The 11005-nt window shown below is 44.6% G+C and carries 12 protein-coding genes and 1 pseudogene; 5 read left to right on the top strand and 8 right to left on the bottom strand.

Going from position 1 to position 11005, the window contains the following annotated elements:
• Nucleotides 1–311: 311 nt before the first annotated feature.
• The 5 genes from V7K76_RS16770 to V7K76_RS16750 form a co-directional block, all read right to left on the bottom strand.
• On the bottom strand, nucleotides 312–599 hold the full coding sequence (locus tag V7K76_RS16770) for a hypothetical protein (protein ID WP_335029894.1): 288 nt from the start codon (nucleotides 597–599) through the stop codon (nucleotides 312–314).
• Between the two features lie 126 nt (nucleotides 600–725).
• Nucleotides 726–1106 carry a DNA cytosine methyltransferase gene (locus tag V7K76_RS16765; RefSeq protein ID WP_335029893.1) on the bottom strand — a complete coding sequence of 127 codons (381 nt, stop codon included), beginning with the start codon at nucleotides 1104–1106 and terminating at the stop codon, nucleotides 726–728.
• Nucleotides 1107–1135: 29 nt separating this feature from the next.
• On the bottom strand, nucleotides 1136–1603 hold the full coding sequence (locus tag V7K76_RS16760) for a hypothetical protein (protein ID WP_335029891.1): 468 nt from the start codon (nucleotides 1601–1603) through the stop codon (nucleotides 1136–1138).
• A gap of 184 nt (nucleotides 1604–1787) precedes the next feature.
• Entirely contained in the window at nucleotides 1788–3254 is a 1467-nt protein-coding gene (locus V7K76_RS16755; RefSeq protein ID WP_335029890.1) for an ATP-binding protein, read from the bottom strand.
• Nucleotides 3255–5975, bottom strand: a complete 2721-nt coding sequence (locus V7K76_RS16750) for a TnsA endonuclease N-terminal domain-containing protein (protein WP_335029889.1) — start codon at nucleotides 5973–5975, stop codon at nucleotides 3255–3257.
• A 143-nt stretch (nucleotides 5976–6118) separates the two neighbouring features.
• Here V7K76_RS16750 and V7K76_RS16745 point away from each other — a divergent pair, with 143 nt between their 5' ends.
• The 4 genes and pseudogenes from V7K76_RS16745 to V7K76_RS16730 form a co-directional block, all read left to right on the top strand.
• Nucleotides 6119–6292 carry a hypothetical protein gene (locus V7K76_RS16745; protein ID WP_335029888.1) on the top strand — a complete coding sequence of 58 codons (174 nt, stop codon included), beginning with the start codon at nucleotides 6119–6121 and terminating at the stop codon, nucleotides 6290–6292.
• A complete protein-coding gene (locus tag V7K76_RS16740; RefSeq protein ID WP_335029887.1) occupies nucleotides 6289–6786 on the top strand; it encodes a hypothetical protein in 498 nt (165 codons plus the stop codon). The genes V7K76_RS16745 and V7K76_RS16740 overlap by 4 nt, the downstream gene beginning before the upstream one ends.
• A gap of 232 nt (nucleotides 6787–7018) precedes the next feature.
• Nucleotides 7019–7210 carry a hypothetical protein gene (locus V7K76_RS16735; protein ID WP_335029886.1) on the top strand — a complete coding sequence of 64 codons (192 nt, stop codon included), beginning with the start codon at nucleotides 7019–7021 and terminating at the stop codon, nucleotides 7208–7210.
• 117 nt (nucleotides 7211–7327) lie between these two features.
• Nucleotides 7328–8043: pseudogene (locus V7K76_RS16730) on the top strand (reverse transcriptase N-terminal domain-containing protein); the annotation flags it as partial.
• Here the strand turns inward: V7K76_RS16730 and V7K76_RS16725 are convergent.
• The 3 genes from V7K76_RS16725 to V7K76_RS16715 are packed head-to-tail and all read right to left on the bottom strand — an operon-like array spanning nucleotide 7954 to nucleotide 10611.
• Nucleotides 7954–9681, bottom strand: a complete 1728-nt coding sequence (locus V7K76_RS16725) for a recombinase family protein (RefSeq protein ID WP_335029885.1) — start codon at nucleotides 9679–9681, stop codon at nucleotides 7954–7956. The pseudogene V7K76_RS16730 and the gene V7K76_RS16725 sit on opposite strands and share 90 nt — an antisense overlap.
• 57 nt (nucleotides 9682–9738) lie before the next feature.
• On the bottom strand, nucleotides 9739–10350 hold the full coding sequence (locus V7K76_RS16720) for a hypothetical protein (protein WP_335029884.1): 612 nt from the start codon (nucleotides 10348–10350) through the stop codon (nucleotides 9739–9741).
• 33 nt (nucleotides 10351–10383) lie between these two features.
• Entirely contained in the window at nucleotides 10384–10611 is a 228-nt protein-coding gene (locus V7K76_RS16715; protein WP_335029883.1) for a hypothetical protein, read from the bottom strand.
• A gap of 50 nt (nucleotides 10612–10661) precedes the next feature.
• Between V7K76_RS16715 and V7K76_RS16710 the strand changes: the two genes are divergently transcribed.
• A partial coding sequence (locus tag V7K76_RS16710; protein WP_335029882.1) for a reverse transcriptase domain-containing protein occupies nucleotides 10662–11005 on the top strand: 344 nt, incomplete at its 3' end.

Below are 11005 nucleotides of genomic sequence, written 5' to 3'. Positions count from 1 at the left end.
GCTTATGTTGCTTTTGAGGGTGAAGAACATGGTTTCCGCAAAGCCGCAAACATCAAGCGTTCTTTGTCAGCAGAACTTTACTTTTATTCACGAATTTTCAATTTTGAAATTGCCCAACCAGTTGAGCCTGTAGTCATTGAAAACTTTTAGCGAAGTAGCTGTAATCAACTGCGGACACTAGTAGTTCGCTTTCGTGACTTGGCGGGGTAAAGGGGAAGGGGGAAGGGGTAAAGGGTTTAAATCCCTTACCCTTTTCCCTTCCCAAGGTTGAGAAATGTACCAGCACTGTTCTAAGTTTTGGACAAGATTAGTCACACTTTTGCTCCTTTCAAAATACTTTGTGCCGACATGAATAGTTGAATTGCAAAACTGGGAGGCACAGAATAGCCGATAATTGACCCCGCCGTAGCAGTTTCTTTCGGCAACTCATACCAACCGGGAAACCCTTGCAAGATTGCAGCCCCCTTAATAGACAAAGACTTGACTGTACCATCAGGCAACCAGATATCAGCGAACTTACTACGGTTGCAGCCTTTGTGATCTGTGAAATGGGATCGCAGAATGGTGTTACAAGGTAAATGCCCAGGCTTATACTTCATTCCGTTGCGCCCCCCAACTCTCTGTATTAGCCTAGAGTGGTAAAACTTGCTAGAGTAGATTTTTCATGATTGAAATAAGCGTAAATAGGTAAACCAAAATTTTCAATAATAACGAATTTACTACGTTTAAGTTTTTGCTCTAGCTAGTTTTGCCACGCTAGGTATTAGCAGTGGTGCTGGTTCATTAGTTGCCAGAAATTGTTCTACCGCTTGCCGTTGTTTAGGTAGCAGATGTGAATCAGGCATTGTGGGGATTAGATGCGCGATACCTTCGGCACACTTCGTGAACGCCTCGTACCAACCACAAGATGTAGCTCCCGAAGGTAAGGCAACGCGACAACCCCTAGTGGCAACCAGAACTAACCGCCGCCGCGCCTGGGGTAGCCCAAAGCCAGCCATGTTGACCACGCTGTAATTGACCGAGTACCCCTCAAGTTCCAAAGCTGACAGGATGATGGCAAAACTCTGACTGTTCTGATAGCGTGGGACATTTTCGAGAGTGAACACCCGTGGCTGCAACTGTTGGATGGCTTCAGCTACTGCGATCGCGAAGCGCCGACCTGTCGGTTCGCTGCACTCAGATCATCAGCCGTTTCCTCACCCTTACCCGCTTTGGCTGTGTGGGCAAGGCTTGCGTTGGCACACACCGGAGAGGCGTGGAGGTAATCGGGGCTCAGGGGAAAACCTATGAATCCTAACTGCGCTACTTCTTGGACTGTTAGCTGGATGACTTTGCAGCCATATTCATGAAAGTTGCGGTGATGGGTTTTGGCGTTCACGAAGTGTGCCGAAGATATCGCCCTGCTCAAGTCTGGTTTACTTGGGTCAAATTCCACTGCAATGACTGGGCGAATACCAGCTTGGGTAGAGTCGATGCCCGGTATTATCCGGGGCACCTCTCTGTTAAATCTGGGCGTGCGACTTTCACCGCACCCAGCTTCCGATGTTCTCAGCTTGCGCTTTTGCTCATTGTGATTTGAACGATATTTTTGCCAAACGGTCACGAAATGCTTCAAAACTCATTAGGACAAGATATACTTCATACTTGAGTTGTGAGTTGTAAGAATGATAATCGTATAGTTGGGGGGAGACAGGGGTGAGCTTTGCTCACCCCTGTCTCATTAATAAATAGAATGGGAAGAAGCTGCCGTCGGCAGCTTCTTCCCCCCACCCGTATGATTATCATTCTTATATCGTTGACTGTGATTCATGCCCAACAGTGTCTCGCTTGGGTTTGCGTTGTCCAACCCGTGTGCCTGACTTTTTCTCACGGCTCTTATCTGTTTGCTGTTGCGTGTCCTGGGTTATCGCCTGAAGGTCAGTACTAGAATTACTAAGTGGCGTTTCAGTAATTTCAAGCGTTTGAGTAGATGTAGTTTTCTTGCGAGTCTGCTTTTTCTTTGGGGCTGGCTCTACGGGGATCTCGTTTGCTGTTGTGGTCGTGAATTCTTGTGGTGCAGGTACGTTTGGCTTTTTCCGAGTCCGCTTTGTTTTAGGTGGTGACTCTGTTTTCGATGAAGTGATTTCACTACCGACCAACGGAGTTTCAGGAGGGACTGCATTAGTCGGTACATCGGTTGAAACCATCCCTATTTGTAGCAAATGCCATAAGTGTTCGCGGCGGCTCTCCATATAGCTAAGTTTTTGCTCGCCCTCAGTTGCTTCTATTGCCATGCGTTCGCACTGCGCTAGCGTTAGGGTATGCTCGTGTAATTGTTTTAAAGTTAGAGCTTCGTTCCCATCATCTAATGCCGCCGCCACAGTTCGGATGAGCCAGTCTTTTAGGACTCCAAGACAGCCAATAGAATGCTCATAGAAGTAAAGCCAATGCTGCATTAATTCAGGAATATTAGTATCAAGAGGTACTTGCTTGAGGAGTGCCAATAACGCTGCCTGAAAATCCAAACGGTCTTGTTCATTTTGGTACAAATAACGCGGAAAGTGGATATCTAGACCGCGCCGGGATGCTTGACCACTTAAATTCCGAAAATTTAACAGTTCGTAAGTACCAATCAGGATGTGTAAAACACCCGTAATATTCGTCATGGATTTAATCCAGTCCAACTGGTCTAAAAGCTTGCCAGCATTACTTCCAGTCCCAATCTTCATTAAATGTTGCGCTTCATCAAGGATAACCGCACGTACACCACGTTTGGTCATCGCTTCTTCTAATGCGTGGCGCAGTTCTGGAGAATCATTAAACTGGGAAGCTTTGCTACTACGTCCACGTCCTTTTTTCTCCCATGCCTCCGACGTATCAATGTCTACAATGCTACGACGCTCGTAGAATGGCTCATTCAAAAGCTTCAGCGCAGTCCGGTAATAGTCAGTTCGATTAAACACCCCACTGTCAGGTGGACGTGTCTCTATCAGTAAAAGAGGTAATTGAGGTACATAACCGTTGCGGTAGCTTGAGTCATTTGATACAGAATTCTCACTGTGAGGAGCATTTAAACGTCGGGCAATTTGCCGTATCATCGTCGTCTTGCCCACACCGCTTGGCCCATACACCAACACATGAGCAAATCCAGCAGGTTCTCGAATCGCACGCATGAGCAGCATATCTACCCGTGCTAACTGTGGATGTAAAACTGCATACTCCTTAAATTGAGTAAGTAAGTTGATGTCATCGCTCCTGTTCCTGTTTAAATCCATCTATTTGTATTCCGCTAATATTGGCAGTGAACTTAGATCCAACGGTTCAACGTTTCGAGATGGTACGTGCTGCGATGCAACATCTGAACTTTGTTGTGCCAATACAGCAAACGTTGATTGAACTTGGTTTACTGATGGAACAGAAGAATTACTAGACGTTAAATTGTCTAGTAAGCGTTTACTTTCCAAATCACGCAATCTTTGCAACAACAAGGCTTCATGTTCTTGGACATTGGCAATGAAGTCAGCTAAATGTTTAGCGTTCAAATTTGTCGCCGTGGCGCTACGTTTGTTCAATTGCCTAATTTCTTGTGCCGCTAACAACACTTCTTTTTCAGTGCGTCCAACGAAAGTACTGTAATACTGAGAGATACATCTCACCCAACGCCCATCAACATAGGCGTAAGCAACTCCCATATCAAAAGGGTCGTAGCGTACTGGTACTAATGTTTTTTCTACATTTGGATTGCGGAAAGCATCACTCCAATAGTAGAGATAATTGACTTTAATCCCATATCCCGGCTGAACTTTCGCTTGACCTTTGGGGGTGGAAGGACGTGTTGCCATGAGGAACTCTTCGTTATAAGCAATACTTCGGTGCAACCGTTCTCCTGCAATTGACAACCCTTCGTTATAAACAACGCCTGGAGACGCACCTAATGAGTCGTGATGATTTGAGTCGTAAATGGAGTAAGCCCACTGGGTCAGGTAAGTATATAAATCTCCCAAATTCCAAACAGCTAACTGTTTTGGGTCAACAGTTTTGGTGAGTTGGCGGGGCTGTTTACTTGCTTGGGTATTACCTAGTAGGTTATAGATAAACTCAGTATTTGTCGTCCCAAATAATCGTTCAATTACCGACCCAAAACGGGGTTTGCCACCTGGTCTTGTTTTCTTGGTGCAGTGGTAACGTGCCAGCAAGGTGTCAAAGTATATACTGTGAAATTCTTTGCCACCATCTACAACCAATGTTGAGGGAAAACGACCTTGGCGCTGGACTAAAATACGTAGCCCCATCATGCAAGACCTGTAAGAAGGTGCATCGAAAGTCAGATAAACTGCTAATATTCGCCGGGAATAGGCATCAGTCAGTAATGTTAGCCAAGGTCGCCCCAGTAGCCGACCTGTAGTAAGTGATCGTAATTCAATATCAAGTTCGGTATGGTCGATATGGACTATCTCCAGGGGGCGGTTTCCGTGAGGGCGTGTATTTAAAGCTAGTTCCCAGACAAAAGGCTCTGTTGCGTATGCGGCTTTTGCTCCCTGACGCTTTAATGTCTGCTCATGGGTTGGGCGTTTTTTTAAACGCTGGTAGAAAGTCCGGTTACTAAGGGGTTGTATATTTAATGCTGTACAGGCTCTGACATACGCCCGATATACTGAAGCACCTGTTGCTTGTCTTGGTGTTTCAAAATGCTCTTTAATAAATTTATCTAATAATTCACTTGAATCTGTCGGCGATTTTGGTTGACGATTCCCTTGCTGATGTGTGCGTGGTAATAACCCGACATAACCGCAACCTAAACTTGCTTCTGCTTCACGGAACTGTTGTACCCATCTACGCAAAGTACGCTCTTTGATGTCTTGATAGATATCTGTATGGCGCTGGAAATATGCTTGTACTATATTAAATTTTCGGTTCGCTTCTTTTAAGTGAATAGGAGAAGCGGCCTCCATTAAAGTACGTACTGTTTCATTTATTGTTACATCCTTTGTAACGGAGTCGTGAATTTTAATGGTGCCACTGTCGAATAACTGGAGAAAAAATGCTGTGGGCAACTGTATTGGGAAGCCTGACTCTGGTAATAGCGTGGTTGTTGTCTCACCATAGTTAACTAAAGTCCATAGCGCCGAATCCCACATTAGGAATGTGTTAGGTAGCAGTGTTGTGGGACTATTGGGAGCGTTCTTTGTAGTCACAGATACAACAGATGCTTGTGTATAAGCGTCATGAGTTTGTTGACTTACCCATAATCTCGTCCGCCAATGTTCAACTAAGGGGACAGCAGACAAATCCACGTACAGAAGCTCAGTTGCAATCATGATGTATATGTCATTGGCACATACATCATTTAATTCTTGTAGCAATGCCGCAATCGTTATTCCTGGATTTGCTTCTAGGTAAGCCAGAACTGAGTGTGTAACATCTGTTGTCAAATTTGATTTAAATCCCAGGTAATCTGACAAAAACATCAAGTTCTGGGTAAAGACGGGATTCAATTCGGCATCAGTACGGACGCAGTATTTTAGACCAAATTGTGATGCGTGTGCTTCTCCTGGTGGGCAACGCCAATGACCGGATGCTGTTTTTTGATAACGCCCAGGATATTTTTGTGCTAATTTCTCTAGTTCCTTAACTGTTTTCCACTCTTCCCAGCAAGCACCATCGTGACGTAATACAAAAAAGTCAGGGGTATGATAGTGACCGATATTACGCCCTGCTTGATTTTTATACTGGATTTTGAATGGTGGGGGCTGGTCGTAGAACTCTAAAACTTTGGGGTCGTGTTCCATCAAGTAAATCGCCCACAATTCCACTGTATGGCTCTCGAATTGAATTGTGACCCCCATTTTTGAACTAGGGTACACGCCACAAACGTTCTTGGTTCGTCCTTGTACCCGACGTGAGGGTGGGGATTTCCTTATTTGTGCAATCAAATCAATGGTGTGGGTTGCTAGTTGCTGTTGCCTACACCAATCTTCAAACTCGAATTCGTTCATTTGAGCCTCACCTCCGGGAGCGTGACCTATGTGATACAAGGACGGCTTTGTTGCTTCATTACAGTCTCCTAAAAATACTTATCAACGCAAATTGGAAAAATCTTAGTTGCATCTACTCGAAAAGTTAAAGAGAAAATCAAGCAATGAAATTAATTGCGAATTGCGAATTGCGAATTGCGAATTGTTTTGGCTGGGGGATGCCTGGGCAATATCACTGGAAGCTGGAGAACCCACGCGAGATTACACCGATTCCTTACATTGGGCGGTTGGGGATTTTTGAAGTACCCGATGATTTGGTCATGGAGGTGGCTGCATGATTAAATCAGTAATAGCTGAGTTATTTGCAATACCCGAAAAATTCTTAGAGGACGACCTTAGAGCTTCACAACTGCATAGCCAAGGATGCCTCTATCCGTATCTCGAAAAAAAAAAGCTACTTGATGGCTCAATAGTTTTTTACCCACGAGTTATAGGCCAACGTGACCCAAACAACCCGACTCAGTGGCGATGGGGTTTTAACTGGGAAGAACGAGTTGATGGATTGTGTATTGGGCGAAGTATCGGTTCAATTCCCCCTGGCGCTGTCCCAATGATTCGGACACTGCAACAACTCTTGGCAACACGAGAGAATATCATCGCCTTTATCAAAAAAGCGAAAACCAAAAAGACATCGCCAAAATTAGATATCTGCAAAAATTTTGATGACACAAAATTAAAACCAGTTCTTCCAAATGATGCAGCGATCGCCGTAGTACTATTCGGTGGTGGCGGCGGCATTGAAGCCGGGATGGTGGTGCGATTCGTTGATTAGTGAATCACGGTAATCAGTCCGTAAATAACTAATCCAGTCCGACAGCAGATTACTGTCACTAAAGGCTGAACTCTCGGTCAGATGTAGGTGAAAGCCCTGCCATTCAGACTCAGAATTGACTCCTTACCTGCCCACACCGAACAAGCTCGGTTCTTGTAGAGTGAAGCTCTTAACTGGGCGCAATCAGACGACCGTTGCGGGTTGACACTGGCGCTAATAGGGAGTTCCTACGGTGAAACAGAGCCTAGAAAAGCGACTTACCCGCAGGCAGGGCGCAACGCAAAATTCCCTGACCTCACTGGAGTTCATTCCCGCCGAACAACGCCATAGTAACGGCATGAGTCTAGGGAATCCAGCAGTCGAAGTGGCTACATCTAACGGAACAATCAATCTCTCCGAGGGAACGAATAAAAACGAGTTGTGAGTCCTGGGGCTTTCGTTCCCCAAGTAGGCTAGACGAGAAGCGGAACTCTCACAAGTCGGGTAGGACAGACCGTAATTGGTCTGAGGTGTTCAGAAAATACAAACTCCAGAAGAGAAAATGATTAGACACAGTAAACATACTAGTGAATCTTGGAGAGCCTTACCGTGGAAGAAATTCCGCCGTAACCTTTTCCGCCTTCAAAAGCGCGTATTTAAAGCGGTTCTTGTTGGAGACAAGCGGAAAGCTCGGTCACTCCAAAAGCTTATTCTAAAATCAACCTCGGCTCGATTTCTTGCAATTAGACAAGTATCTCAGCTAAATGCTGGTAAAAAGACGGCTGGTATTGATGGCAAAAAATCCCTCTCATTTGAAGAACGCTTCAACCTTGAAGAATTACTGAAAATGAATAGTGGAAATTGGAAACATCAAGGCTTACGGGAAATCCCCATCCCCAAAAAGGACGGGACTACTAGAATGCTTAAGATACCTACCATCGCGGATAGGTGCTGGCAATGCCTCGCAAAATACGCACTCGAACCAGCTTGCGCGTTGCCACTTTCCACGCCAGGAGTTATGGGTTTAGAACTGGGCGCTCTGCCCACGATGCACAAAAGTACATCTTTTTAAACCTTAGCTCCAAAGCCAACGGAATAGAGAAACGAGTAATCGAACTCGATATCGAAAAGTGCTTCGACAGGATTAATCACTCAGCAATAATGGACGAACTCATCGCCCCCAAAGGCTTAAAACTCGGTATCTTCCGATGCCTCAAAGCAGGAGTCAATCCAGGATTTCCCCAACAAGGAACACCCCAAGGGGGAGTAGTTACCCCTCCTACAATCTTGCAAACTTTCTGATTCAGACTTTGGGACATCAGAAACATCCCCGACCCGAAAAACCACATTTACCTGTTCAGTATCCACCTCAACTCGCTTTACTAACAAGCGAATAATTTCTCGTTGGCTATTCCATTCTATTGAGTCAAGGTTGTTGATGACTTTAGAGGAAAACTCCTCCAACCGACCAATAATCAGTCTTAGTTCCCGGTTTAGGGTTGCCTCATCATTAAGATTTTTCACCTGAGCTTCTAAAATTGCAACTCGTTCTTTGATTTTATGAATCCTTGGCTCAAATTCGTTTTTTTCAATAAGACCCTCAGCATAGCTATCAATCAGCCGTGCAATACCCCGGCGTAGCTTGGCAATTTGAGATTCTTTTGTCTTAATATTTTCCTGAACAGCTGAAGTCGGTTCCTGCCCTCGGCGTTGATATTCCATATAAAGACGTTGGGGATTTTTGAGCAAAGAACATACTTCTTGCCAAACAGCCGTCTCCAATGTATCAGTTCGTACTTGAGTATTGCTACATACCCGATTCCCACCAAAGCGATAAGCATCAGTACCAATACAGCGATAATAAGCATAGTCCCTCGGCTTGCTCTTGGCAGATTTATTACTGATAGCTTTACCGTAGTAAGTATAGCCACAGAGCTTGCAAGTAACTAAACCTTGCAACAAGTATCTTGCACCTCGTTGACCAATTCGAGAACGACGCTGATTTTCCTGCAATTGCTCTTGTACAGCAGCAAACAGATTTTCATCCACAATCTTTGGCACTGGTACGGAAATCCATTCTGAGACATCAACTGAGTTGCTTGAATAGTCACGTCTCGGTTGTGGAGAAGCTCCCCGAATGGGTTTTAATCTCTGCCGACGGGAGCAAACTTGGGTTTTACCAAAAGCAGCAAATCCAATATACGCTGGGTTTTTCAACATTCCCCATACTGTGGATCTATCCCATACTGCCTTTCCGGTTTGGGTCAGTTGTCCATCTGCATTTAGTCGGCGGCATACTTCCCCAATTGTGACCCTTTCTCTGCCTACCCAGTCAAATATTTGTCGAACTACTTGAGCTTGTTCGACAACCAATTCAAAGTGAGCCTGACCGCCACCATCGGCTTTGTTGACATATTTATAACCATAGGGGGCACAAGACAAGACGTTGACTGAACCAGATTTGGCTGCATGTCGCTTACCTCGCCGACTGCGTTCCATGATTTTGGCTCGTTCGTACTCGGCTACCATTCCCTGTACCTGTAACAGCAAATCATCTTCTGGCGATTGTCCCAATTCTCGATTGAGGAAGATTACTTCCACGCCACAACGGTACATTTCGTCAATTAATAGCACTTGGTAGGCATATTTGCGAGCTAATCGGTCGGGAGAGTGGACGTAAAGCCGATCTACTCCATTAGCAAAAGCCAAGTCCCTCAAACGTTCTAATGCCGGACGTACCAGCGTTGCTCCACTATACCCTGCATCGATAAAGGTCAGTTCTTCACATAGTTTTAACCCATCTGCTGCTACCCTCAAGCGAAGGGCAGCTAATTGACTAGCGACTGTCTGAGTTTCTGTTTGCTGCTCTGTAGAAACCCGAGCGTAGATAGCAGCCTGTATTTGGTTAGTGGTCATAAATTAGACCTCAAATTAAGTAAATTTTTGTGTTCTACCCTAGCGACTGAACGAGAGTTAAAGATCATCTGCTTTTACCTGAGATGAGTAGAGTTTTGACAGTAATCGGGCAATTGATTCTCGTGCTGACTTTTTTGCTGTCAGGATAGTTTTTGCGTTTTTGAGTGCAAGGGCTAGATCAGGAAAAAAGTCGTGAGTAGTCTGATTAATCTCTAGAAAACTTGATTCTGTGACAATATCGAAATTCGGCAATCTTGATTCTGTATCATTTTCAAATTCAGCCGATAAATCTTGCTGTTTCTGTAGCTGGGATAAGGATTCTCCTGAACTAGATGTTGATTCTGTGACAGTATCATCAACCAAAGATTTAGAATTTGTGTCAATATCAAATTGCAACCCTGACTGGTGGACAAATTTGCGATCGCCTAAACTACTAACTAGTTTTGATTTTGTAACTAAATCCTTTTCTCGGGGAATAGATTCTGTGTCATTATCAATCTTCTCACCCTTATCGAGGCGACGAGCTATTTCTACAAGTTGAGAGGCAAATTCTTTCGGGATTCTGATTGTACAAGTATCTTTGTGGTTCCAGCCTGATTTTCTACCTGCATTCTCCCGATATCCGCCTCTAGGTGAACTAGAGTTGTCAGGTCGCTTCTTTTTTTTCATTAGTTTCAGCTCCTTCCTGATTCTGTCACAAAATCACCCACTATCAAAATTTAAGGAGTTGAAATAATCGATTTCTTCTATCTTTTCTTTTATTAGCTCATTTTGTAATCCGGGATTTTGACTGGATTTTCGTGTTGAAAGGCGAAGTTCAGGAATTACTTGTTCATAGGCACAAGCCATGCACTCATCCGATATCCGGCTGGCTTCAAAACTAACTTGCACCTTGAGAATCCGACTTTTTTTCGGCTTTTGACTACTCATGGTTTCTTTCCTCCAATAGATAGCCCTGTAATGCCATCATCGGAGACTATATGAGTATTTATTGGTGCCCCTGCAAAACCTTTACCATAGCCTGGACGCAGTTGTTTTCGAGGAATAGCGACCGAGAACTCTATAGAAGTTTTTGCAAGATTGTAGGAGGGGTAGTCAGCCCATTACTAGCAAATATTGCACTCAACGGAATTGAGAGTATACACAGATACCACTCTCAATACAGAGATGGTAAAAGGATTACACCCAAAACATCGGCAGAACGAATTGCCGAGCCATCAATCCGATATGCGGATGACATGGTTATTATACTCCGACCCGAAGATGATGCGACAGAGATACTTGAAAGAATCAGCGAGTTCCTCCGCAAACGCGGAATGAATGT

Source organism: Nostoc sp., assembly GCF_036917975.1.
Taxonomy (GTDB): Bacteria; Cyanobacteriota; Cyanobacteriia; order Cyanobacteriales; family Nostocaceae; genus Nostoc.
Note: the sequence above shows the minus strand (reverse complement) of the source record. Positions and strands in the feature narration are given on the sequence as shown.

Excerpts from the sequence above, each read along its gene's own strand:
- V7K76_RS16725 (WP_335029885.1), bottom strand. The coding sequence starts at position 9,681 with ATGACCACTAACCAAATACAGGCTGCTATCTACGCTCGGGTTTCTACA.
- V7K76_RS16755 (WP_335029890.1), bottom strand. The coding sequence starts at position 3,254 with ATGGATTTAAACAGGAACAGGAGCGATGACATCAACTTACTTACTCAA.
- V7K76_RS16745 (WP_335029888.1), top strand. The coding sequence starts at position 6,119 with ATGAAATTAATTGCGAATTGCGAATTGCGAATTGCGAATTGTTTTGGC.
- V7K76_RS16720 (WP_335029884.1), bottom strand. The coding sequence starts at position 10,350 with ATGAAAAAAAAGAAGCGACCTGACAACTCTAGTTCACCTAGAGGCGGA.
- V7K76_RS16750 (WP_335029889.1), bottom strand. The coding sequence starts at position 5,975 with ATGAACGAATTCGAGTTTGAAGATTGGTGTAGGCAACAGCAACTAGCA.
- V7K76_RS16715 (WP_335029883.1), bottom strand. The coding sequence starts at position 10,611 with ATGAGTAGTCAAAAGCCGAAAAAAAGTCGGATTCTCAAGGTGCAAGTT.
- V7K76_RS16740 (WP_335029887.1), top strand. The coding sequence starts at position 6,289 with ATGATTAAATCAGTAATAGCTGAGTTATTTGCAATACCCGAAAAATTC.
- V7K76_RS16770 (WP_335029894.1), bottom strand. The coding sequence starts at position 599 with ATGAAGTATAAGCCTGGGCATTTACCTTGTAACACCATTCTGCGATCC.